Genomic DNA, 22,011 nt, shown 5'->3' on the forward strand with positions numbered 1-22,011 from the left:
TATACCAAATGGACAAAGACTGCCTGATTAGCGGCCCCATGAGTTTTTAGCCCATGGCCGGAGAGGCTTAATTTCTGACAATTCAGACTCTTTGTCATGTCAGTGTTTATGCAACGCTACTGAGATCAACTGAAATATTTGGATATTTATAGAAGCGGCAAACCTGTAGCGCAGCTAACCCTAAAAGGCGACCAATCGATTCAACTAGAGGCAATCGCAACGTACATGGACAACTCCGAACGGACGATTACCGCCGACGGGATTTGGAGCTCCTCGAAGATAACGGTTGCTCATGTGAGGCATGGCATGGTTACCGCGCAAGGAAAAGGAAACGCAACATTAACGATTAAGTTTGGCAACAAATCGGCCAAGATTCGAATTGTAGTTGAATAGTCTTGCAAATTTAAGCATGGTTATAGGCCGCCGCCTTATCTTGCATGAAGTGCGCGGCGGCCGCCCGCAGGGAGAGCCCGATCATCCCTATCTGAATCGTGCTTCATGTGCCATCGTGGCGATACACATGGTAAACTCTTACAACACTTGTACCGGAAACTCCATAACGGCTACAAGCCCTTTTTGCTCCAAGCTGCTATCAAGCGTTAAGCTGCCATGATGGGCTTTTGCAATTCTGGCTACCATTGGAAGCCCTAGACCATGACCGTTGTGGGCGGGTTTCTTTCTCCTTGATGAATAGGGCAGCTCCATAATCTCAGTCAGCTGCTCTGGTCGGATTCCTCTTCCAGTATCGCTTACGATCAGCCGATATCGGGTGCGATCCTTGGATAAAGTGGTTTCCAGCTTGATTTTGCAGCCTTGCGGGTTGTGATTCACACTGTTTTGCACCAGATTTCGTATTGCCCTAAGCAGCAATTTCTCATCCCCATTGATCTGAATTTCCTCATCAGCTAGCTTTATGTCTATCTCATATCGCTCATCCAGCCCGCTATTCAAGAAATCTGCGACGACCTGTTTCGCCAACACCGACAAACGAACGAGCTTTATATGCAACGGCTGCATTTCGTACTCGAGCATGGAGACGAGGTTCAGGTCGCTCACCAGGGAGCGCAATTTTTCGCCTTGACTGCGAATAATGCCAGCTTGCTGCCTCTGTTCGCTTGGCAGCTCGGGATTGTCCTCCATTTCACTTGCGTAGCCGAGAACCATCGAGAGCGGAGTCCGAATATCATGTGAAATCCCGGCGATCCAGTTGGAGCGTGCTTCGTCCCGTACCTTTAAAGCGGCCGTTTTATGTTGAAGCACGGTCGACGCGGTATTGATGCTTTGGGCCAAGTCGCCGAATATTCCTTTGTTGTCCAACTGCACCTCTTGCTCCCTTGCAAGCTTATGGACTCCTTCCAACAGAGGACGCAACCGCTTTATAAGACGCGTTCCAATCACGATAGAAACAAGCAGAGCGATCGCTATATTAATGAAAAGCAGCCAAAGCAGCCGTACCGGCAATGAGCTTATCCAATCGGAAAGAAAGTTCAGTTGATACTTTGCGTAGCCGCTTTTTGGATACCCGACTACGACTAAGCCATCTTCATGCTCCCATATATAGACGGGGTAATCCATTAGATAGTAGCGCGAAAATTTGGCTGCATCGATCAGATTATAGGCTCGCGGGACATCAGCAGGCAACTGATATTCCCATTGCACGCGGCCATTTTCTCCAAGCAGCATAGCCCACGCCTGATTGTCTTGCAGAAGCTTTGAGGCATTCGCGTCCAAGGTGTAGCTGTTGTCCTCCAGCGTTAAGCCTTTCGCTACTTTTCCTACAACCCCTTCAGGAGACGGTCTTTGATTAATTTCTGTGAACACCAGTGTGCCAAGCAGTATGAAGTTAAATATAAGCAGAAAGATCGAGATCAAAATAGTCGCGGCGACAAAGCGGCGCAATATGCGAATTATTCCATCCACTTAACGATTGTCCTTCACCAGCAGCTTATATCCCAGTCCTCTTACGGTGAGAAGATGGGTGGGGTTAGAGGGCGCGGGCTCGATTTTTTCCCGTACCCGCCTTATATGCACCATTAATGTATTTTCATAGCCGTAGCTGTCGTCGCCCCAAACAGCCTGACATAAAGCGTCATTCGTGACGATTCGATTGCGGTTCTCATACAGCTTCGCCACAATGGCGCGCTCCTTTGCCGTCAACGGCAGCTCTTCCTGATCTTTCCGCACGATAGCGCTGTCCAGATCAATAGTCAGCTCGCCTAATCGGAAGACGGCCAACGGTTCCGCTAATGGGGAGGAGTAAACTCGTTTTAAAATAGCCGTTAATCGCAGCAGCAGCTCGCGCGACAGAAACGGCTTTACGATGTAATCATCCGCTCCCAAGCCTAGCCCCAGCAACCGATCCTCATCCTCTCCTCGGGCAGAAAGAAAAAGGACAGGCATATTCGAGAACTGTCTGATCGACGACAAGAGTGAAAAGCCGTCTCGATCAGGCAGCATGATATCGAGAATTGCGATATCCGGCTTATCTGCTCTGCAAATCGACAAAGCCGAAGCGCTATCGAGTGCCGTATATATACGAAAAAAGCCTTCTTTTCTAAGAAATCTTTCAATCATCATTCTAATTTCCGATTCATCATCAACGATTAATATTTTTTTGTTTTTTATATTTTCCATTTGCGTCACCCACTTTCATTATACATGAACAAAATGGCGCTCCGCGTTTTAGCGAATCCATTTAAGGTTGCTGTAAGGTTGTCTTTAGACGGAGGCAAGGCGCATCCGTTACAGTCGATATCAAGGAGAACGATACCAAATGACTGGATTGGAGCTGATTATTCGGATGAGTGATGCAGCAATTGTACAAACCAAAAGCTTAACCAAAACGTACGGAGATAAAAACCGGGTCAATAAGGTTGATCTTCATGTGGAGGAAGGAGAAATTTACGGGTTTTTAGGCCCTAACGGAGCGGGTAAAACAACGACATTAAAAATGCTGCTCGGACTCATCAAGCCGTCTGAAGGAGCAATTAAAATCTTTGGGGAAAGCCTCAGTAAAAACCGACCATCCATTCTTAGACGTACCGGGTCGCTGATCGAATCGCCTTCCTATTATGGGCACTTGACAGGTCTTGAAAATATGAGGGTGATGCAGCGCTTGCGGAGCGTGCCAGATCGCAATATAGATGAAGCGCTGCGGATTGTACGGCTCGAAAATCACAAAAACAAAAAAGCGGAGCAGTACTCGCTTGGAATGAAGCAGCGGCTAGGCATCGCAATGGCCTTGCTTGCCTTTCCCAAGCTGCTCATTCTCGATGAGCCAACGAACGGTCTTGACCCCGCGGGCATTGGTGAAATTCGGGAGCTTATTAAATTGCTGCCTGCACGTTACGGTATGACGATCCTGCTATCCAGCCATCTGCTTACGGAGATTGAACAGATGGCTACTTCGGTCGGTATTATTAGCGAAGGGAATTTGATGTTTCAAGGCAAGCTGGATAGCCTGCGAGCAAAAGGCAGATCCACGATTTGTGTAAAAACAGGGGACAATCTCACATCGAATCGGCTGCTGCTTGCTCAAGGCTACAGCCCGATTCAAAGCGGCAACCAGCTTGAGTTTGATTATCTGGAGGACGATGATGTGGCGGAGATCAATCGGCTGCTTGTCACCCATGGCATTCCTGTCATCCGAATCGGGGAGAGAAGCAAAAACCTGGAGGATATTTTTCTGGAGCTGACGGGAAAGGAGCGGAGCTTGTGATCAAAATATTTGGACTGGAATACTTTAAAATCCGCCGCAAAAAGATCTGGATTATGATTACGCTTTTTCTTGCGGCAGAGATGATGTGGGCCTTCCTGTCCACCAGCATGTCCATTGCCCGCAACTCGGATCATGCCGTGTGGGAGTCAATCATTTTTAGTATCGCCTCGATGAACGGCCTTTTTATGCCCATTATCTCAGCAATTGTCGTCTCACGAATTTGTGATATGGAACATAAAGGGGCAACTTGGAAAATGCTTGTTGCGACCAATGTGAGCCGCGGCCGTCTCTATGCAGCGAAGTATTTATGCGCCAATAGTTTGCTTCTGTACGGCATCCTCGCCCAGACGGGGTTGATGATTGCATTTGGGCTAATAAAAGATTTTCCAGGCGCTCCGCCTGTCGAATGGCTAATCCGCTTCATTGGAGGAACGATGCTGGCGACACTTGCTGTTACGGCACTTCAGCAATGGATTTCTCTGGCGGTCAAAAACCAGGCTTTTGCATTGTGCCTTGGCATGCTGGGCGGCTTTATCGGAATGACCGCCGGCCTGTTCCCGACTAGTGTTCGACATTTATTGATTTGGTCCTATTATTTTGATCTTAGCCCGGTTACCTTTCAATATGCTGAAACCGCAAGCTCTTATATGACACAGCCGACGAGCTCTATGCTTGTGGCGGCTGCGCTGGGAATGATCGTGCTGTTCTATATTGCCGGAAACATCCAGGTTAACCGGCAGGAAATCTGAGGGGGAAAGCTGATGAAACAAAGTATTTCCGCTGAATGGCTCAAGCTTCGGCATTCCCGGATGGGTCTTGTGCTTGCTGCGCTTCCGATCATAAGTCTGCTGATTGGATGTTCCAATTATTATTTTAATCAGGCCACCTTACAAAATGGTTGGTACAGCTTATGGACACAAGTTAGTCTGTTTTATGGCGAATTTTTTCTGCCCCTTCTGATTGCAATCTGTTGTTCCTATATATGTAGACTGGAGCATCTAAACCGCAATTGGAACATCGTCTTGACTGCCCCTGTATCGATCGCCAGTGTATTTCTTGCCAAATTGTTTGTTGTCGGCATGCTAATCCTGTTTGCGCAAGCGTTGTTCATGGGGCTCTACCGGGTAGCAGGCACTTTGTTCTCGATCCCAGGGCCTTTTCCTTTAGAAACGGTAGGTTGGGCGATAAACGGCTGGTTTGCTTCCCTATCTATCGGCGCTCTGCAGTTGGGATTGTCATTGCGGATCCGCAGCTTCGCAACGCCTATCGGCATAAGTCTGTGCGCGGTGTTTGTTGGCTTAGGCATGTACATTCTCAAAATGGGGCTATTCTTTCCATTCTCGCTGCTCACAATAGGCATGGGTGTATTGAGCCAGGATAAGCTGACAAATACGCAGAGCATGTTGTTTTGGATGATGAATGTAGTCTTTATTTTTATGTTTTCTTCAATGTCTATACGCCGCTTAAAGTACAAAGGAGTCTCGGCATCCTTATAATAAAAGCATCAATGGCGAGAAAAGAACCTGGAGAATTTACGGTTGAAGTATTATGCTAATAATAGCAGTGAATCCAGGCACTCAGGCATAAGGGTTCGCCTGTCCCCAGGAGGCCAAGATGAACGAAACCGCATCAGAGCTTCAGCTATTCGAGAGCTTAAAGCCGGAGCTGACATCGTTCTGTTACAGAATGCTAGGATCTATCGATGACGCGGACGATGCCGTTCAGGAAACCTTTATTCGCGTATGGCAGAATTGGAATACGTTCCGGCAGGAATCCTCGTCCAAAACATGGATCTATCGCATCGCATCCAACTTATGCCTGGACAAGCTGAGACAGGCCAAACGCCGGGTTCGTCCCGTTGATCTATTCGCCCCTGCGGCATCGATCGACGTGCCCCGCGAAACATTGCCCGATTCCGCTTGGATTTGGCCGGCCCCCGACTTCTCGGACAGTCCGGAAGATCGTCTCATTCGCAAAGATACTCTTCAGCTCTGTTTTATCACCCTCTTCCAAATGCTTCCTCCCCGCCAACGTGCGGTCCTGATTTTGAAGGATGTGTTCGAATGGTCTTCCAAAGAGATCGCGGAAACTTTAGGAATGTCGCCGGCAGCGGTCAACAGCGCCCTGCAAAGAGCCAGAGAAACGATGGAACGGGAGAAGCTTCAATCCGACGAATTGGACATGATGAAGGCCGAACCCGATCGTGGACTGCTGTCCCGGTACGTGGAAGCCTTCGAACAATTTGATATCCAGGCCCTGGTAGCGTTGTTCCATGAGGAAGGCCGTCTGTCGATGCCGCCCTTCGCTATGTGGGTACAGGGAAAAGACGACTTGTCCAAGTTCTTTTCGCTTACTCGCGGGCATTGCGAAGGGTCCAGGTTTGTACCGGTTACGGCCAGTGGCGGGTATCCCGCTTTCGCGCAGTATGTGCCAAGCGGCGAAGAATCCTGCCTGGTGCCTTGGGGGATTCACATCGTCGTGATGAAGGACAAGAGAATACATCACTCCCAAATCTTCATTCATTCCAAATTATTTTCCCGATTCGGGCTTCCTGAACGAATTGACCGATGAATATCGGAATTCGGCTTCGTCTAAATAAGTGTGAATCAAAAAAATACGACCATAATGAATGAGGTGTCCTTCAAAATGGAAACGAATCAATCGACGAAAGTGACCGTGCAGGCAGTTATTCAGGCTCCCGTAGAAAAAGTGTGGCGGTATTGGACCGAGCCGGGTCACATCACGAAGTGGAATCAAGCTTCGGACGAGTGGCACGCTCCAAGAGCGGAAAACGATCTGCGGGCCGGCGGCAAGTTTCTGACTAGGATGGAAGCGAAAGATGGCAGCATGGGCTTTGATTTCGGCGGCACTTACGACGTTGTAAAGCATCATGAGGAGATTTCATACACATTGGGAGACGGAAGAAAAGTCGAGATCTCCTTCATCGATCAAGGCAATGAGACGAAGGTCGTTGAGATTTTCGACGCCGAAAGCACCCATCCCGTTGAGTTCCAGCAGGCAGGCTGGCAGGCGATTATGGACAATTTCAAAAGATATACGGAACAATCGTAAAGATAACAAACACGGGCGCCCTATTGGGCGCCTTTGTTGTGGAGCACCGATGAATTTGCGGAGACCGGAGCGTCTATACTTATGAATCAACTCAAACCTGAGGAGGAATAATCGATGACGCTTAAGCTAACCCCTTATATTACGGTGGAAGGACGCGCGAAGGAAGCGATCGAGTTTTATGTACAAGCCATCGGTGCGGAAGTTCTATCTGTTGCGACTTACGGGGAGATGCCGAACATGCCGAGTACGTTCACAGACGAACTGAAGAGTCTTGTGGCGCATGCCAAGCTGAAGATCGGTGAATCGGAGCTCATGATTTCGGATGCGCCGGGCGGTTCGCCTATTGAAAACGGGAAACGGGTGACCATCTGCATTACAACGAACAGCGTAGACAAGTCGAAATGTATTTTTGAAGCTTTGCGGCAGGATGGCCAAGTCAACATCCCGTTTCAAGAAGAGGTTTTCAGCGCCGGGTTCGGCGATGTAACGGACAAATTCGGAGTGACCTTTCAGGTGTATACGGAGATCGAGAACTAAAACAGCGGATCAAGAGTCGCCCCTCATCCTCATGATGGTGCGGCTCTTTTTTTCTATCGGAGAAGGTCAGCGTTTATTTCTTAACAGCTCCAGCGTCTTAAGCAGCCGTTCATACTCCTGTTCGTTCAATTGCTCGACTCGCGCAATCCATTCTTTGGCTTGATTCTTCAACTCGTTTTCCGTGTTATTCGTTGCCGCATTCTCATTGGCCGGAAGCTCTGACCGAAAGAAGGACATCCATTGATTGGCGAGGTTGGCGGTAATCGTCCCAATCAGCCCGATTCCGGTAATCATCAGCATAACGGCAAGGATTCTTCCCCCGGTCGTTATGGGAGAAATATCCCCGTAGCCGACCGTTGTTGTGGTGACGACCGCCCACCATACGGCATCTGCGAAGGTGCTCACGGATGGATTGATATCCCGTTCTAGCAAGTAGATGCCGCTTGCGCTCCATAACGTGATCCCGGTCGTTACAATCAGAATCGTTTGAATTTGCTTGGATTGGAGCACCGCCCACAACATAGGCGAGGTTTTTATTAACCGGATCAGGCGAATCAGGCGAATCAGCCGGATGAACCGGAATTCAGAGTAGACGGGGATCATCGAAATCAGGTCGAACCAGTTGCTAATCATGAATTTTTTCTTGTCGGGGGCATGCCATAATCTGACGGCATACTCCAAGGCAAAGAAGACGATCAATCCGAAGTCGAAGCGTATCAAAAATTCAGGTGTAAGAATGGAGTGATCCGGGGGCGCAAACAAGATGAAAATGGCATAGGCGATGACAAGCAGCAAGGTAAAGAGTTCATAGAGAATCCGCCTTGTACGCATCCGGTTTAAGCCCCCTCATTATCGATTAGGTCACAACGTCCGCGAGTTGATTTCGGCCGTTCGCGAAACTTCGGAGTACTCATTGCGGTCTTCCGGACAACCGTTCCTCAAAGTGTAGCGGATTTGCCGCGGTTATTTCAAGTATTTCGTCGAAGAGTCGGGTTGGCGGCAAGTTTCTGACTTTTCAGTCCCCGAATTCGCCTTCTTACCCGGGAATTTCGACCGCTTGGCGGAAAAGCATTTCTCATTCGGATATCGTCCGATAGATTTATGTATAAAACGTACATGAAACGAAGGGCGGTTCCTTATGAGAATAGCGCTGCGAATTTTGGCTGGAGTTGTTCTGTTGGCGGTCATCGGGTATGGGGTTCTTGTTTACTTAACCAGGCCCCTATCGAAAGAAGCGGTAACGGAGAAAATCGAAAAGCGGCTGACCAAGCTTGTAGAGAAGAGCGAGTCGTTGTCCAGCGCGCTGCTGACCATTCACTCCAAGCAAACCGGATATTCGGAGCAATTTGCGGTGGGCACGAAGAATCGCCGCTCGATGGAGTCGGCCCGAGTCGACAGTCCCTATCATTCCGCCAGCGTCGGCAAGACGATGAATGCCGTCGTCTATGGGATGCTGGTGGACGAAGGCAAGATCGGCTATGACGACAAAATCACAGAATGGCTGGGCGTCGACATTCTGAAGGGCTTATTCGTGGTGGACGGCGCGGATTACGCGGATCAGGTGACGATGAGACAGTTGCTGAGCCATACGTCAGGCGTCGGGGATTATTTCGAAGGTCCGGTCCGACAAGGGAAACCGATGCTGGATCTGATCGTGCAGAATCCGGAGCATTCCTTCGAGCCCGAAGAGCTGATCGCATTTACCCGGGACAACCAGGAGGCCGTGGGAAAACCCGGACAGCAATTTTATTATTCGGATACGGGTTATGTGTTGTTGGGATTGATTCTGGAAGCGATCGAGCGCAAACCGTATGCGCAAATTCTGCAAGACCGAATCTTCATGCCCCTAGGAATGAAGGACAGCTACTTGATGTCTGTACAGGACAAACCGGGCGACATCCTCGCCGTCTATGCGGGGGATGTCGATTTAAGCGACCAAAAGGCGTTGTCGGTGGACTGGGCCGGCGGAGGCGTCGTAACCACGATGAGCGACCTGTTGTCGTTTATGATGGCGCTGGAGGACGGAGCCTTGCTGTCGGATGGTGTTTACAGTCAGATGAAGGATTTCGCCCACCGTTACGAGAAAGGAATATATTATGGAATGGGCCTGATGCACTTCGACTTCAGCGAGCTGTCCTTCCTGCTGGGCTCCATGTCGGATGTATACGGCGGTGTCGGAGCGACTGGAACCTTCGTCTTGGTCGATCCTCGAAAGGAAACCTACTATATTGCCAACTTCGGGTCGCTGGATTTCGCGGAGAAAAGCATTGAGGAACTGATCCGGATTCGTATGATCTACGACAGGCTGGACGTGGAATAATACACGCAAACGCGACTGTGGGGAGACACAGAATGGTTCAATTATTGTGTTCAAACCGAATCTATGACAAGCTGAGGCAGGAGTTGGCCAAATACCGGATCGAAGTCGATCCGGACAGCGGACTGGCGCTTGTCGAACGAGGATATGACCAGCCGGCCGATAAGCTCTGCCTCGTGTTCGACGCCATCGATTACATGGATGCCGTCAAGCTGCTGGTCTCCGGCGTTCGGGCCGACCTGCTTTCCCTGGATACGCTGACGGGCTTAAGTGATAATAAGTTCGCGGTACTGGAACCGCGGGAGGTCTTGTACCTGGAAGCGGGCTCCGACGGGATTCTCGCCTATTCTCCGTCGGGCCGGTACAGCGTCAAAGACACGCTGCACTATTACGAAACAAGCTGGGCGGCCAAGGGATTTATCCGGATCAACAAATCGCAGTTGGTCAATCTGCTTCATGTCAAAGAAATTATCCCGTGGTTCAACTCCCGATATGTACTGAGGCTGGATAACGGAGTTGAATTGGAAGTGTCCAAAATGTTCTCGAAAAAACTGAGGACCACTCTCAAAATGTAGGGGAACCGGCTATGGAGAAAATAAATGGGAAAAACGTGATCAAGTCTTTTTTCCTCGGTCTGTTTATCGGCGTAATCCTGCAGGCTTACGATCCTGCAAACCTGTCCATTTTCGATAGGGTCGTATCGGTCTTGGCCAGCGGCATCGTCGGCTTCGTGATCGGGTTCATCACCGAAGGGTTGACGGCGAGACTCCCGATCCGCATTGCGAACGCGCGAACGTATTTTTTTATCAACAACCTCATTGCCTTGGTCGTGACCGCCGTCATTGTGGGCTTTCTAATCTTGATTCCTAACCGTGCTCTGGAAAACCAAGGTCAATGGCTGCCGGTAATTCTGACTGTCCTCGGCATCGTATGCGCGGCCAACGCACTGGATTATTGGATGTATCGGCGGACGCAGGCGAAGCTGGAATCGTTCAAGGCGGGGATGCGGGAGAAATAAGCCGGGGCTCGCTTTCCTCAGCCGTTCTGCGGATAAACCTGATTCTTCTCGAATAAATCCTTCACCTGTTCGGCCATAAATGCCGCGGAATGCGGCATTCGGTGACGAATCCACCACTCCACGACCCCAATGAAAGCCGACGCCAGAAACTGCGCTTTGATCTCCTTGTCGGCGGCGGTGTCCTCGGTGCCGCTATCCACCTTTTCAACCAGATTATCGGACAAAAAATGCAGCAGTCGGTCTCGGAATAGAATGACTCTTTCATTGGAGAACATAGCAAAGAAAAAGCGGAAATGCTCGCGAAAATATTCGAACACCGGCAGGGGCTCGTGCACCATTCCTTGGCCAGCCGGGCTCGCCTCCCGGTTCCTGCATAACGAGATAAACTCGTTGACATGGTCTTCGATGCACTTGTCCAATAAGTCGTACTTATCCGCATAATGCAAATACACCGTCCCGCGGTTCACGTTGGCGCGATCCGCGATTTCGTTGATGGTGATCTGGTCGAACTCCTTTTCCGAGAACAGCTCCAGGAACGCCTTCGTGATCGCTTGTCTGGAACGCAAAATGCGGCGGTCGGTTTTAACGGCGTTTTCCATTCGTTACGATGCTCCTTCAGATAATCAACAATAGGGATGCCGGCGTTGGATATGTAACATTATCGCATCCATTAACCATTGAGTATGAGGCGGTTGTATCTATAATGTTAATCAACGGCCGTTAAATATTCAACGCATGTTGTATAAAGGAGCATCTCAGGATGGAAAATATAAAAAATAAAGTTGTCGTCATTACGGGAGCATCGAGCGGGATCGGCGAGGCTACAGCGAAGCTGATCGCCCAGAACGGCGCGAAGGTGGTATTGGCAGCCAGAAGAGAGGACCGTCTCCAAGCGATCGTCGACGACATTATCCGAGACGGTGGCGAAGCCGTGTCTGTCAAAGCGGACGTCGTATCCGCCGAAGATATGCTGAAGCTTGCCCAGACCGCCCTCCAGAAGTACGGTCGAATCGATGTATGGGTGAACAACGCGGGCATTATGCCGAACTCCAGATTGAATGAATTGCGAGTTGACGAGTGGGACCGAATGATCGACGTAAACGTCAAAGGCGTTCTATATGGAATCGCGGCAGCGCTGCCGATCATGTGCGAGCAGCAGTCCGGTCATGTGATCAACCTGTCCTCGACGGCCGGTTATGAAGTCGCTCCGACGAGTGCCGTGTACTCGGCTACCAAATTCGCCGTCAGAGCCATCACGGAAGGACTGCGCTTGGAGGAATCGGCGGCATCGGGCATCCGGTCGACGCTGATTGCTCCCGGCCTGACGCGAACCGAGCTTCTGGACGGCATTACGAGCCCGGAAGTGCAGATGATGGCCAAACATATCAGCGATAAAGGGATATCTCCGTACAGCATCGCCAGAGCGATCGCGTTCGCCATTAACGAGCCTGACGATACGTTGATCAGCGAGATCATGGTGCGGCCGACCGCATTGTAATAATGAGCCGTACCCCAACGACACGCAAGCAGGCTGCCGAGCACATCGGCAGCCTGCTTGCATGTCGTTTCATCGTCCGTCGTTCACGATCGCTTTGCCGTAATGATCCACGGCGAAGCTGAACAGAACCTTCATCATAACCAGGATGCCCACGATCAGCATGTAGGGCTGCACATCGGGCAATAAAGACGTGCCGCCGATACCGGCACATAGCAGCAAGGCTGCAACGAACAACTGCGTTCGTTGTCCGGCAAGAGCGTTAACGATAAAAGCGCCCGCTATCGTATAAGACCAGACCGCTATCGAATACCCGATATTCGCATTTAGCAGAAGCGCAACCAGGACAATATGAACATGAACAGCGATGAAGAGGAGGCGATTGTTCTTACGCGCAGCATAAAAATTGCTCGTCGAAGCCGTAAAATTGGCTATGCAGCCGGCAAATATATCGAAAATAAGAACCAAGGCCAGAGCGCTGCGCCACACCGGCAACGAATTTGTAAGCTCGGGAAACCGCAATCCTAACGCGGCGGTAAGCAGGCCGCCGAAGAGCAGGACAGCCGCGAATGCTCCGACAGTTTGTCTTTCCCCGAAGATATCATGCAAAGACTTAGGAATCCGTAAGGGTTTCACTTCACATACTCCCAACGTAATGGATTTTTCATGCACAATAAAATTTTAGAGTATTTATTCTCTATAACTACAAAATTATTATAAATATGACGTTTTGGATTTGCAATAGTTTTATACTCTAATAATTTATTTACTCTAAAACCTGAGCTACACTATAGCTTGAGGTGGGATAGATGAACGGCTTTGCACGACGGAAAGAGAAAAAAATCCAGCAGATCTATCAAGCATCGCTACAGTTGTTTTCCCAATACGGCTTTCAGAAAGTCAGCGTTAATGAGATCGCCCAGACGGCGCAAGTCTCGCCAGCCACCATCTACAATTACTTCGGCACGAAAGAGCAACTGTACGCCGAAATGCTGATGAGTTGGATGGACAAGCAGTTGGAGCAGTATGACGAGATTCTGGATTCGGCGCTGAGTTTTCCCGAGAAGACGAAGGAAATTATGCTCAGAGAGGCGCACAATTTGAAGCTGCTGTCGGATCGGATCGCGATAGCTCCTTCCTCCGATTGGAATGATTGGAGAGGGAGAGTGGCGGTGTACGGCGAGGAGAAGGCGGCGGCCTTTTTCATGAAATATGTCTCGCTGGGGAAGCGCGGGTATATTCGTCAGGATCAATCGGAAGAGATCGCGATCCTGTATTTCACGATGTTCAAGAACGAGCTCGGCCGCTATTGGTCGGGAGAGCGCAGTCCCGAAGAGCTGGCCGGGATACTCGATCCGATGCTGGAGCTGTTCTTCTACGGACTGGTCGGACAGGGCGGGAAGTTGAGCTAAGCGGGAATTGGACGACGGCGGATTTAGATATAAAATAATACCTGACGCGGGGCATGGGATTAACCATGAGCAGCCAGGTATTATTAATGAGTGCCAACGGAACCATCGTCACTCCGGCGACCAAGTAAATGAGAAGATGCCAGACGAGCATTAAGGTCTGATGTTCTACAATGAATTTGACGTACTCTTCGGCTTCGGCCTCCATAATCGGACTCAAGTAAGTGAATACGAGCCCGATCCCCACGATATACGCGAATGCATTGACCAGCGCGGATATACCGCCAGAGAGAGCCAGGTTTTTCAAACTGCGATTCGTCAACATCTTTTCGCTACCTCCGATTACGGGTTTTGCAAATAGTGTACCGGGAATCGGAGGCGACGCAAAGCTACTTAAGTATCGTTATATCAGCAACGGTCCTGACAAGATGCGTGCATAAGAGAGGTTGAGGTGAATGCGCTTGAATTCAACGATTCAAAATAATACCGGCCTGCAGATAGAAAACAAGGTCGAACAGATCAATGCTTGCATCTATTCCATCCATGGAAATTCGGCTGTCGAGCTTGTAAGCGTAACCTGCGACGTTATCGGTTGTAAAACGCCCAACTTCACAACCTCCGGTATATTCCGCCTGCATGGCCTGGTTAAGCTGGACAACGAATTGAAGCCGTGGTGCGTTATTCTTAAGATCATTAAACCGGATACCGCTGAGAAAGATAACGCAGAACATCACAACTATTGGCGGCGTGAAGCGTTCGTATTCGAGTCGGGGATTTTGAGGGGATTTCCCGATTCCGTCCGCGCTGCAGAACATTTTTTGGTGGAAGAACAACCGGATGGCACCGTATGGCTTTGGATGGAGTTCGTAGAGGGGGAGTACGCCCATACAGTCGAACAATTCGCTTATATTGCCCGACAATTAGGCCGATTTAACGGAGCTTATCTCACAGGTCTGCATCCGCTGCCGAATCAGGAGTGGATATGCCGAGCGTGGCTCAAGTCATGGACGACCGCCAGCCGCATGTACGCCCCTAATATGGAAGAGTACGCTAGCCGGATATCGGCGGAAGAAGACCGGAACATATGGGCATGGTACCAAGAAATCCTCCGAAACCTGGAGGCCGCGATCGATTCGCTCCAACAGCTGCCGCGCGTACTGGCGCATCAGGATTTAAGTCAGATGAATATGCTGCTCGTGCAACAGGAAAAGAACGACAATCGACTTGTTCTGATCGACTGGCAGTTCATGAGTCTATCGGGAATCGGCGAAGACTTAGGGAAGCTGTTCGGCGTGAATCTCAGTCTTGGCATTATTGCTCCGGATCAATACATAAGGCTCCAAACCTCCGTTTACGATGCATACCTGGAAGGGCTGCGGGAAGCGGGGTGGCAGGGGAATGCGGAATTGGCGAGATACGGCTTCTGCTTAAGCATGGCCTTGAGAAGCGTGTGGGAGGTTCCGCAGTATTTTTCCGTCATGGCTCAGTTGGAGAATGAACCCGAGAACACGAAGCTCCAAGAGAGGCTGAACCGGCTTTCCGGCATTGTATCCATACAAAAACAAATGGCGCTGGAAGCGGATTCTCTTAAAAGTTCGTAGGCTTCTGTTTATTTAAAGGATATGTCGATTATTCGAGCGCCCGTTCGTCGTCAAAGTAGATGTGGGGAAGAATCGCTGTGAGCATGGATTTCCGCCGAGGCGGTCCGAGTCATGCCTGCATCGAGAAGCACTACGACATTCGGAGAGAGAGGGATAGATCGATGAATCGCGTTATCTCGAAAGACGGCACGTCGATTGCGTATACGAAAGTCGGACAGGGGCCTGCCCTGATCTTGGTCGACGGGGCGCTCTGCTATCGGGCGTCCGGCCCGAACGAGCCGCTGGCCAAGGAGCTATTGCCGCATTTTACCGTGTATACCTACGATCGTCGCGGTCGGGGCGAGAGTAACGAAGTAAAGCCTTATGCGATCGAGAGGGAGGTCGAAGATATTGCGGCGCTGATCGAAGAGGCGGGAGGCTCGGCGCACCTGTACGGCATTTCTTCCGGCGCCGCCCTGGCGCTCGAGGCGGCCAAGCGTCTCCCTTCGGTCAAGAAGCTTGTCGTGTACGAAGCGCCGTTCGTCGTTGACGGCAGCCGACTTCCGGTGCCGGGCCATTACGCCGCAACGTTCGACAAGCTGCTGGCTGCGAATCGACGCGGAGCGGCGGTTAAGCATTTCATGAGAAAAGGCGTGGGGCTTCCCGCGATCGTCACGGCGATGATGCCGCTCATGCCCGCATGGTCGAAGCTTAAAGCGGTTGCGCATACGCTTCCGTACGACACGCTGCTGACGGAGAGCTTCCAGAGAGGAAAACCGCTGCCCGTCGATTACTGGTCCTCCGTCAAGCTTCCGACGCTTGTCCTGTACGGTGGCAAAAGCCCCGCATGGATGCAGAACGGGATGAAGGCGCTCGCCGAGGCGCTGCCTCAAGCGGATCTGAGCGTATTGCCGGGGGAGACTCACATCGTCAAGCCGAAGTCGCTTGCGCCGCCGATGATCGCTTTTTATCTCGATAAACAATAACCAAGGAGGGTTCCGGCATGAAATTCAGAACGACGCTCGAATTAAGCAAAAAGACGGCTACCGGCATTCACGTTCCCGACGACATCGTGGAGGCGCTCGGAGCGGGCAAGAAGCCGCCTGTCAAAGTGACGATCGGCTCCTACACCTATCGCAGCACCGTTGCGTCGATGGGAGGTAGGTTCTTGTTGCCGGTAAGCCAGGAGCATCGCGAAGGAGCGGGCATTCAGGCCGGCGACGAAATCGAAGTCGAACTCGAGCTGGACGACGCGCCGCGTGAAGTAAGCGTGCCGGCCGATTTCGCGGAAGCGTTGGATCGTCATGCAGAGGCGCGGGAGTTCTTCGGCGGGTTGTCCTACAGCAATAAGCGCCGGTTTGTTTTGAATATCGAGGGCGCCAAGAGCGCGGAGACCAGGCAGCGGCGCATCGACAAGTCCGTCGAGTTGCTGCGCGAAGGCAGGCTTCAATAAGCAAGCGACAGGCGAGGCTCGCTGGAACTTATCGAAAATAACGTTCCAGCGCCTCAAGCCTGGGGAGCGGTATGCCGAGCTTGCGTGCCTCGGCCAGTACGTCGATCGGGAAGGTGGCGAACGATTCGCGCGAAATATAGGCCGTGCGCTCCATTCTCTCCATGATGGCGGCGGGAACCGAGTTGCCTTTCAATATTTTGAACGCCGCGTAGCCGACCAATCCAGCTGGCAGCCGCATGGCGAGCGAGGAGCCGAGCCCAAGCTTGCCTCCCTTGGCGGCGATTAACGGAAGCATCTCGCGCATGAGCAAGATCGCTTGCGCTACATTCTTCGGAGATTGATACAGGTTGCGGTAGCTGCCTTCCTTCAGGGCTTGCGCGGCCATGCCTGCATTCAGGATGAAGTGGAACCAGTACCAGACGCGTATATCCTTCTGCCAGGAGAACGAGAACCCCGCTTGCCGGAAGAGCTCTGCCACGCTTTGATGCCGCGTTGGAGAAGCCGCAGTCGCTTCAGTCTGCAAATAGATCGACTTCATAAACCCTCCCTCCAGCTTATGTTTGCTGCTGTATCCCCCTCCGGCTCCAGGAAAGCCCCATACAATCTGATCCATGGGCAGCCCTTCGGCGAAGACGCGCAGATCGTCCCACACATTATTGAATAGGAGAAGGGTTGCCTTCCCCGCTTTCGGGCCAACGACCTTGACTGCCTCGGCGAACTGATCATGATTAACGCTCAGCACGATCAAGTCGTAGTCATGATCGGAAGGAAGCTCTTCCCGCATCCGAATCGGCCATTTTTCCTTCACGGGAACGCCTTTGAAGCTTGTGCGGCCATCCAGGATGTCCAGATCGATATAGGGCCCGAATTGCTCCTTGCGCCCCGGGCGGACATAAAATTCCACCTCATGCCCCGCTTTCTCGAATGCCCATCCATACTGTGTGGAAATGACGCCGCGGCCAAACATTAATATTTTCATGGTGACGCTCCCTTTGGTTAGTTTTTAAATTAATTCGAACATGTTTAAAAACTAATGGAGATTCCGCCGGCTGTCAATAAATTTTTAAATATCACACACAAAGTTTAAAAATAGATCGTCTTATGAGATAATATAGATATCCATGTTAAAGGGGTATGCGCGTGAATAAGTATGAAATCAGAACACAGCGGAAGAAAGAGGCGATTATTCAAGCGGCATTGAAGCTATTCCGGGATAAGGGCTATACGAACGTCAGCATCAATGAGCTGGCTGCCGCTTCGGGCGTGTCCTCTGTGTCGATCTACAATTATTTTGGGAGTAAGGAAGGGCTGGTCAAGGAATGCGCGCGAATCCTGATGCGGGAGACGACGCAAGCGGTGGAGAGTTTGTTGAGCGAGGGCATTGGCTTCAAGGAGAAGCTGCTGCAGGCCGTGACGCTCTGCGCCGAAATGCCGAACAAGCTATTGGAGCATGATTTCTCGCCGGAAGCGATCAACGACAAGGTGTTTCTGGAGCTGTTCAGCGAAAGCGCGAGCGATGTTCGCAGGGAGATTCTGGGCGCATTCATAGAAAGCGGCAGACAGGAAGGGGCAATCGACGCTTCGATCTCTACGGAGACGGTGCTGGAGTTCCTGCAAGCTATAGCCGGCATGCAGACGCAATGGGCAATGGCTTCCGAGTATCAGACGAAAATCGGCGAAGTGCACAAGCTGATGCTGTACGGGCTGATTGGACGTTGAAGGAGAGGACGAATGCGAGAGGGTTACCCCGACGACGGTCGAACTTGACCGCCCAGGGTAACCCTTGTTGACGTTTATCTCCGCATGGCCTCTCCTACTTCAAATTCCGGAAGAAGGCTCGGATATCGCCGATCATGAGATCCGGCGCATCGATCGCCGGGAAATGCGTACCTCTGTCGAATTCGGTCCAATGCACAATGTTATTGGCCTGCTCGCCGTAGCGGCGAATCGCGACATCGGACAGTTGGAATACGGCCACCCCGACGGGAGTCGGAGACGGATCCTTCGGCGCCCAAGCCAAGGGATCATGCGCTCCTTCGTAATACATCCGGGCAGAGGAGTTTGCCGTTCCGGAAAACCAATACAACATGAGATTGGTCAGGAATCGGTCGCGATCGACAGCCCCGACAGCGTCTCCGAAGCCGTAGAACAATTCGCAGGCCCAGGCAAGCCATCCGACGGGTGAATCGTGAAGCCCATAGGCGAGCGTCTGCGGCCTGGTCGATTGAATCACATTAAAGCCGAATCTCTCCTGCATAAAATGTCCCAATCGAGCCAACCGGACTTTCTCCGCATCGGTCAGCGTCGCGAGCACGTCCTCTTCGACTTGGCCGAAAGGAACGAATCCTATTGTTGCCGCGTTAACGTGTACGCCGACGACATGAGGCGCCGCTGCGCGGCCGAGCTCCGGCGCAATCATCGCGCCCATATCTCCCCCTTGTACGGCATAACGCTCATAGCCTAACCGCGTCATCAGCTCCGCGAACGCTCGGGCCGCCCGTGATACTGTCCATCCGGCCTCCGTCGTAGGACCGGACAGACCGAACCCCGGGATCGATGGGATGACGAGATGAAACGCGTCGGCAGCATCGCCGCCGTAAGAAGTCGGATCGGTCAGCGGTCCGATCAGATCCAGGAACTCGACAGGCGATCCCGGCCACCCATGCACGAGCAGGAGCGGGAGAGCATTCGGCTCGGGGGACTTGATGTGCAGAAAGTGAATGTTGGCTCCGTCGATAGTGGTGGTGAATTGCGGGTATTCATTCAGAGTCGCCTCCTGCTTGCGCCAGTCGAACGAAGTGCGCCAATGTTCAGCCAGCTCTTTCACGAAACTCAGCGATGCGCCGTAATTCCATCCCGAGCCTGAAATTTCGTCAGGCCACCGCGTCAGCGCCAAGCGATGGTTCAAGTCGTCCAGCTCTCCTTGGGGAATTTCAATTCGATAGGGACGGATTTCATTCGAGATCGCGACGTTGGTGATTCTCGTGTTCATGGGTCATTTCCTCCTTGAGTATCGGGTTGACTTATACTCTCATTGTACGGCTGTGTCCCTGACAACTATTTGTCAGGGAGAATAACGAATCCGGAAATAAATTCGACTATGACCTTGTGCGCTAGTAAAATTATGGATAAGGGAGGGGCGTATTTTTGAAAATACAAAGATTACTCGGCATTACGATGGTGCTATTAAGCCAGCGAAGAGTGAATGCCCAGACGCTTGCGGATAAGTTCGAGGTATCGCTTAGAACGATCTATCGCGACTTGGAGGCCATTAACGCGGCGGGCATTCCTATCGTTTCTTACACGGGCAACGACGGCGGCTACGAAATTCTGGAGCAGTTCCGGATTGATCGGCAGATTGTTACGTTTGACGATCTTCAGTCGATTTTGACCGCATTAAAGGGAGTACAGTCGTCGCTGGCCGATCAGGAGTTGGACGGGTTGCTGACCAAGATTAAGGCATTGGTGTCCAGATCCGAACAGAAGCAGATGGAAGAGACCGGAGAAACGCTTATATTCGATACGAATCTATGGCATGGAGGCGGGTTAAAGGACAAGTCTATACTGGCCTCGATCAGACATGCGTCCAAAAATCGCTCCGTCGTATCTTTTCAATATACAAATACCGAAGGAATCGGAGAACATCGGGAAGTGGAGCCGATCGGCCTCGCCTGGAAGGGGTACGCCTGGTACTTGTATGCTTATTGCAGGCGTCGAGAGGACTACCGAACGTTCCGCGTGTCGCGAATGAGCGGATTACGAATTCATCTGGAGCGGTTCAATCATCGAGGCGTTCGAATGGAAGAGCTGGATGCTCGCTGGGGGAATCAAGAGACCGGGCCGGCCGTTCATCTGCTGCTGCATTTTCGCCCGCAGCTAAGAGTTCGGGTGGAGGAAGCCTTCGGGTTGGACAACGTCGAGGTGGAACAGGACGGCTCGCTGCTGGTCAGAGTCAGTTATCCGGACAATCACTGGTTGTACGGGATGATATTGGGATACGGACCGGATGTTCGCGTGCTTGAGCCCGCTTTTGTAGCGGAGAAGATCAAAAGCCAAGGCGAGCAGATCGCGAATCGGTATAAACAGGAATCTGAATGAACGAACCCGTTGCTCAAGTGAGGGGCTCCTTGTATTGGCTGATGCCATAGGGCGTACGATACTTAATGTTTCGATCATCCGCCAGGAAGCGGTAGGCAACAGCTGGCGACGGACTATTCCATACAAAACAAGCCTGTCTCTGCGCGCAGAATCAGGCTTGTTTCTATATTAGGAACGCGGTTCCTTAAGCCAACCGCATCTTGAAATCCCCATACCCGAACTCGCGTACGACTTCGCAATCCCCGTCCTTCTTCTGGATGGCGATGGCGGGAAGGCTCATGCCGTTGAACGTCGTGTTCTTCACCATCGAGTAGATCGCCATGTCCCCGAACACGAGCCGATCGCCGCTCTTGAGCGGCTGATCGAAGGAATAGTCGCCGATGACATCGCCCGACATGCAGGTAGATCCGCCGAGCCGGTAGAGGAACGGCTTCTCGCCGGCTTCTCCCGAGCCGAACAGAGGAGGACGGTAGGGCATCTCCAGCACGTCCGGCATATGGCAGGAAGCCGAAGTGTCCAGAAGAGCGATGTCGATCCCGTTGCGCATCGTATCCAGGACAGTGGACACCAGATATCCCGCATTGAGGGCTACGGCCTCTCCAGGCTCCAGGTAGACCGCTAAGCCGTACTTCTCCTGCATGCGCTTGATGCACGTCTCCAGCAGCGGAATGTCGTAGTCTTCCCTGGTGATGTGGTGGCCGCCGCCGAAGTTGATCCACTCCATCTGGGGAAGCCACTCTCCGAACTTCTCTTCCACCGCTTGCAGCGTAGTGGCGAGATCGTCCGAATTCTGTTGGCACAGCGTGTGGAAATGCAATCCCGAAATTCCGTCCAGCAGCTCGGGACGGAATTGTTCCAAGGTCACGCCGAAACGGGAGCCGGACGAACAAGGGTCGTACAGGCCGTGACCCTCCTGCGTAGAGCATTCCGGGTTGATGCGCAAGCCGACTTTCTTGCCGGCTTGCAGCGCCTTATCTTTGAACTTCTCCACCTGAGAGAAGGAGTTGAAAATAATATGATCGCACAGCGAGACGATCTCATCGATCTCGTCCTCGCGATAAGCCGGCGAGAAGACATGGTTTTCCTTCCCCAGTTCTTCTTTCCCCAGACGAGCTTCGAACAATCCGCTCGCCGTCGCGCCGCTTAAATACTTCGCGACCAGAGGATACAGCTTATACATCGAGAAGGCTTTCTGCGCCAGAATGATCTTGCATCCGGTGCGATCCATGACTCCGCGAAGAATCTTCAGGTTCTTCTCCAGAAGAGCTTCGTCGACAACGTAACAGGGAGTGGGCAGCTCTTCGAATCGCATCC

At 51.7% G+C, this 22,011-nt stretch carries 24 protein-coding genes; 16 read left to right on the top strand and 8 right to left on the bottom strand.

All coding sequences use genetic code 11. The features are described 5' to 3' along the window. Nucleotides 1-531: 531 nt before the first annotated feature. Together ACESLM_RS08620 and ACESLM_RS08625 are read right to left on the bottom strand one after the other, a co-directional pair. On the bottom strand, nucleotides 532-1,920 hold the full coding sequence (locus tag ACESLM_RS08620) for a sensor histidine kinase (RefSeq protein WP_372631149.1): 1,389 nt from the start codon (nucleotides 1,918-1,920) through the stop codon (nucleotides 532-534). Then, complete coding sequence (locus tag ACESLM_RS08625; protein WP_372631150.1) at nucleotides 1,921-2,634, bottom strand: response regulator transcription factor; 714 nt, start codon at nucleotides 2,632-2,634, stop codon at nucleotides 1,921-1,923. A 166-nt stretch (nucleotides 2,635-2,800) separates the two neighbouring features. Between ACESLM_RS08625 and ACESLM_RS08630 the strand changes: the two genes are divergently transcribed. The 6 genes from ACESLM_RS08630 to ACESLM_RS08655 all read left to right on the top strand — a co-directional run bounded on the left by ACESLM_RS08630 (nucleotide 2,801) and on the right by ACESLM_RS08655 (nucleotide 7,327). Next, nucleotides 2,801-3,718 (top strand): ABC transporter ATP-binding protein, encoded by a 918-nt coding sequence (locus ACESLM_RS08630; protein WP_372631224.1) that lies wholly within the window; start codon nucleotides 2,801-2,803, stop codon nucleotides 3,716-3,718. Next, a complete protein-coding gene (locus ACESLM_RS08635) occupies nucleotides 3,715-4,467 on the top strand; it encodes an ABC transporter permease (protein WP_372631151.1) in 753 nt (250 codons plus the stop codon). The genes ACESLM_RS08630 and ACESLM_RS08635 overlap by 4 nt, the downstream gene beginning before the upstream one ends. 12 nt (nucleotides 4,468-4,479) lie before the next feature. Continuing rightward, on the top strand, nucleotides 4,480-5,214 hold the full coding sequence (locus ACESLM_RS08640) for an ABC transporter permease (RefSeq protein ID WP_372631152.1): 735 nt from the start codon (nucleotides 4,480-4,482) through the stop codon (nucleotides 5,212-5,214). A 118-nt stretch (nucleotides 5,215-5,332) separates the two neighbouring features. Next, on the top strand, nucleotides 5,333-6,289 hold the full coding sequence (locus ACESLM_RS08645) for a sigma-70 family RNA polymerase sigma factor (RefSeq protein WP_372631153.1): 957 nt from the start codon (nucleotides 5,333-5,335) through the stop codon (nucleotides 6,287-6,289). 75 nt (nucleotides 6,290-6,364) lie between these two features. Then, entirely contained in the window at nucleotides 6,365-6,790 is a 426-nt protein-coding gene (locus tag ACESLM_RS08650) for an SRPBCC family protein (protein ID WP_372631154.1), read from the top strand. A 114-nt stretch (nucleotides 6,791-6,904) separates the two neighbouring features. Further along, entirely contained in the window at nucleotides 6,905-7,327 is a 423-nt protein-coding gene (locus ACESLM_RS08655; RefSeq protein WP_372631155.1) for a VOC family protein, read from the top strand. A gap of 66 nt (nucleotides 7,328-7,393) precedes the next feature. Here the strand turns inward: ACESLM_RS08655 and ACESLM_RS08660 are convergent, their stop codons facing one another. Next, a complete protein-coding gene (locus ACESLM_RS08660) occupies nucleotides 7,394-8,158 on the bottom strand; it encodes a potassium channel family protein (RefSeq protein ID WP_372631156.1) in 765 nt (254 codons plus the stop codon). A gap of 307 nt (nucleotides 8,159-8,465) precedes the next feature. Here ACESLM_RS08660 and ACESLM_RS08665 point away from each other — a divergent pair, with 307 nt between their 5' ends. Genes ACESLM_RS08665 through ACESLM_RS08675 form a run of 3 tightly spaced genes read left to right on the top strand, consistent with a single transcriptional unit; the run spans nucleotide 8,466 to nucleotide 10,662 of the window. Beyond that, nucleotides 8,466-9,647 (top strand): serine hydrolase domain-containing protein, encoded by a 1,182-nt coding sequence (locus tag ACESLM_RS08665; RefSeq protein WP_372631157.1) that lies wholly within the window; start codon nucleotides 8,466-8,468, stop codon nucleotides 9,645-9,647. 32 nt (nucleotides 9,648-9,679) lie between these two features. Further along, complete coding sequence (locus tag ACESLM_RS08670) at nucleotides 9,680-10,219, top strand: LytTR family DNA-binding domain-containing protein (RefSeq protein ID WP_372631158.1); 540 nt, start codon at nucleotides 9,680-9,682, stop codon at nucleotides 10,217-10,219. An 11-nt stretch (nucleotides 10,220-10,230) separates the two neighbouring features. Continuing rightward, nucleotides 10,231-10,662: a hypothetical protein gene (locus ACESLM_RS08675; RefSeq protein WP_372631159.1), complete on the top strand. Its 432-nt coding sequence runs from the start codon at nucleotides 10,231-10,233 to the stop codon at nucleotides 10,660-10,662. Between the two features lie 17 nt (nucleotides 10,663-10,679). Here the strand turns inward: ACESLM_RS08675 and ACESLM_RS08680 are convergent, their stop codons facing one another. Further along, nucleotides 10,680-11,261 carry a TetR/AcrR family transcriptional regulator gene (locus ACESLM_RS08680; protein ID WP_372631160.1) on the bottom strand — a complete coding sequence of 194 codons (582 nt, stop codon included), beginning with the start codon at nucleotides 11,259-11,261 and terminating at the stop codon, nucleotides 10,680-10,682. A 161-nt stretch (nucleotides 11,262-11,422) separates the two neighbouring features. Between ACESLM_RS08680 and ACESLM_RS08685 the strand changes: the two genes are divergently transcribed. Then, nucleotides 11,423-12,160, top strand: a complete 738-nt coding sequence (locus ACESLM_RS08685) for an SDR family oxidoreductase (protein ID WP_372631161.1) — start codon at nucleotides 11,423-11,425, stop codon at nucleotides 12,158-12,160. Between the two features lie 69 nt (nucleotides 12,161-12,229). Here ACESLM_RS08685 and ACESLM_RS08690 read toward each other — a convergent pair whose 3' ends face one another. Next, nucleotides 12,230-12,793, bottom strand: coding sequence for a hypothetical protein (locus ACESLM_RS08690; protein ID WP_372631162.1), 564 nt, complete (start codon nucleotides 12,791-12,793; stop codon nucleotides 12,230-12,232). A gap of 173 nt (nucleotides 12,794-12,966) precedes the next feature. Between ACESLM_RS08690 and ACESLM_RS08695 the strand changes: the two genes are divergently transcribed. The 4 genes from ACESLM_RS08695 (at nucleotide 12,967) to ACESLM_RS08710 (ending at nucleotide 16,599) form a co-directional block, all read left to right on the top strand. After that, nucleotides 12,967-13,569, top strand: coding sequence for a TetR/AcrR family transcriptional regulator (locus ACESLM_RS08695; RefSeq protein ID WP_372631163.1), 603 nt, complete (start codon nucleotides 12,967-12,969; stop codon nucleotides 13,567-13,569). A gap of 458 nt (nucleotides 13,570-14,027) precedes the next feature. Beyond that, entirely contained in the window at nucleotides 14,028-15,167 is a 1,140-nt protein-coding gene (locus tag ACESLM_RS08700) for an aminoglycoside phosphotransferase family protein (RefSeq protein WP_372631164.1), read from the top strand. A 161-nt stretch (nucleotides 15,168-15,328) separates the two neighbouring features. Beyond that, nucleotides 15,329-16,132, top strand: coding sequence for an alpha/beta fold hydrolase (locus ACESLM_RS08705; RefSeq protein WP_372631165.1), 804 nt, complete (start codon nucleotides 15,329-15,331; stop codon nucleotides 16,130-16,132). A 17-nt stretch (nucleotides 16,133-16,149) separates the two neighbouring features. Then, nucleotides 16,150-16,599 (top strand): YdeI/OmpD-associated family protein, encoded by a 450-nt coding sequence (locus tag ACESLM_RS08710; RefSeq protein WP_372631166.1) that lies wholly within the window; start codon nucleotides 16,150-16,152, stop codon nucleotides 16,597-16,599. A gap of 28 nt (nucleotides 16,600-16,627) precedes the next feature. On the opposite strand, the gene ACESLM_RS08715 is transcribed toward ACESLM_RS08710, so the two are convergent. Then, on the bottom strand, nucleotides 16,628-17,578 hold the full coding sequence (locus ACESLM_RS08715; RefSeq protein WP_372631167.1) for a ketopantoate reductase family protein: 951 nt from the start codon (nucleotides 17,576-17,578) through the stop codon (nucleotides 16,628-16,630). A gap of 155 nt (nucleotides 17,579-17,733) precedes the next feature. On the opposite strand from ACESLM_RS08715, the gene ACESLM_RS08720 reads away from it, so the two are divergent. Beyond that, nucleotides 17,734-18,318, top strand: coding sequence for a TetR/AcrR family transcriptional regulator (locus ACESLM_RS08720; RefSeq protein WP_372631168.1), 585 nt, complete (start codon nucleotides 17,734-17,736; stop codon nucleotides 18,316-18,318). 94 nt (nucleotides 18,319-18,412) lie between these two features. Here the strand turns inward: ACESLM_RS08720 and ACESLM_RS08725 are convergent, their stop codons facing one another. Continuing rightward, nucleotides 18,413-19,591: an epoxide hydrolase family protein gene (locus tag ACESLM_RS08725; RefSeq protein WP_372631170.1), complete on the bottom strand. Its 1,179-nt coding sequence runs from the start codon at nucleotides 19,589-19,591 to the stop codon at nucleotides 18,413-18,415. Between the two features lie 155 nt (nucleotides 19,592-19,746). On the opposite strand from ACESLM_RS08725, the gene ACESLM_RS08730 reads away from it, so the two are divergent. Further along, nucleotides 19,747-20,697: a helix-turn-helix transcriptional regulator gene (locus ACESLM_RS08730; RefSeq protein WP_372631171.1), complete on the top strand. Its 951-nt coding sequence runs from the start codon at nucleotides 19,747-19,749 to the stop codon at nucleotides 20,695-20,697. A gap of 184 nt (nucleotides 20,698-20,881) precedes the next feature. Here the strand turns inward: ACESLM_RS08730 and nspC are convergent, their stop codons facing one another. Further along, a complete protein-coding gene (gene nspC, locus ACESLM_RS08735) occupies nucleotides 20,882-22,009 on the bottom strand; it encodes a carboxynorspermidine decarboxylase (protein WP_372631172.1) in 1,128 nt (375 codons plus the stop codon). Between the last annotated feature and the right edge of the window lie 2 nt (nucleotides 22,010-22,011).

The sequence above is a fragment of the Cohnella sp. genome (assembly GCF_041641335.1).
Lineage (GTDB): Bacteria > Bacillota > Bacilli > Paenibacillales > Paenibacillaceae > Cohnella.

Coding starts and splice junctions, on each gene's coding strand:
- ACESLM_RS08625 (WP_372631150.1), bottom strand. CDS start 2,634: ATGGAAAATATAAAAAACAAAAAAATATTAATCGTTGATGATGAATCG.
- ACESLM_RS08630 (WP_372631224.1), top strand. CDS start 2,801: ATGAGTGATGCAGCAATTGTACAAACCAAAAGCTTAACCAAAACGTAC.
- ACESLM_RS08640 (WP_372631152.1), top strand. CDS start 4,480: ATGAAACAAAGTATTTCCGCTGAATGGCTCAAGCTTCGGCATTCCCGG.
- ACESLM_RS08645 (WP_372631153.1), top strand. CDS start 5,333: ATGAACGAAACCGCATCAGAGCTTCAGCTATTCGAGAGCTTAAAGCCG.
- ACESLM_RS08650 (WP_372631154.1), top strand. CDS start 6,365: ATGGAAACGAATCAATCGACGAAAGTGACCGTGCAGGCAGTTATTCAG.
- ACESLM_RS08655 (WP_372631155.1), top strand. CDS start 6,905: ATGACGCTTAAGCTAACCCCTTATATTACGGTGGAAGGACGCGCGAAG.
- ACESLM_RS08660 (WP_372631156.1), bottom strand. CDS start 8,158: ATGCGTACAAGGCGGATTCTCTATGAACTCTTTACCTTGCTGCTTGTC.
- ACESLM_RS08665 (WP_372631157.1), top strand. CDS start 8,466: ATGAGAATAGCGCTGCGAATTTTGGCTGGAGTTGTTCTGTTGGCGGTC.
- ACESLM_RS08670 (WP_372631158.1), top strand. CDS start 9,680: ATGGTTCAATTATTGTGTTCAAACCGAATCTATGACAAGCTGAGGCAG.
- ACESLM_RS08675 (WP_372631159.1), top strand. CDS start 10,231: ATGGAGAAAATAAATGGGAAAAACGTGATCAAGTCTTTTTTCCTCGGT.
- ACESLM_RS08680 (WP_372631160.1), bottom strand. CDS start 11,261: ATGGAAAACGCCGTTAAAACCGACCGCCGCATTTTGCGTTCCAGACAA.
- ACESLM_RS08685 (WP_372631161.1), top strand. CDS start 11,423: ATGGAAAATATAAAAAATAAAGTTGTCGTCATTACGGGAGCATCGAGC.
- ACESLM_RS08695 (WP_372631163.1), top strand. CDS start 12,967: ATGAACGGCTTTGCACGACGGAAAGAGAAAAAAATCCAGCAGATCTAT.
- ACESLM_RS08705 (WP_372631165.1), top strand. CDS start 15,329: ATGAATCGCGTTATCTCGAAAGACGGCACGTCGATTGCGTATACGAAA.
- ACESLM_RS08710 (WP_372631166.1), top strand. CDS start 16,150: ATGAAATTCAGAACGACGCTCGAATTAAGCAAAAAGACGGCTACCGGC.
- ACESLM_RS08715 (WP_372631167.1), bottom strand. CDS start 17,578: ATGAAAATATTAATGTTTGGCCGCGGCGTCATTTCCACACAGTATGGA.
- ACESLM_RS08720 (WP_372631168.1), top strand. CDS start 17,734: ATGCGCGTGAATAAGTATGAAATCAGAACACAGCGGAAGAAAGAGGCG.
- ACESLM_RS08725 (WP_372631170.1), bottom strand. CDS start 19,591: ATGAACACGAGAATCACCAACGTCGCGATCTCGAATGAAATCCGTCCC.
- nspC (WP_372631172.1), bottom strand. CDS start 22,009: ATGCGATTCGAAGAGCTGCCCACTCCCTGTTACGTTGTCGACGAAGCT.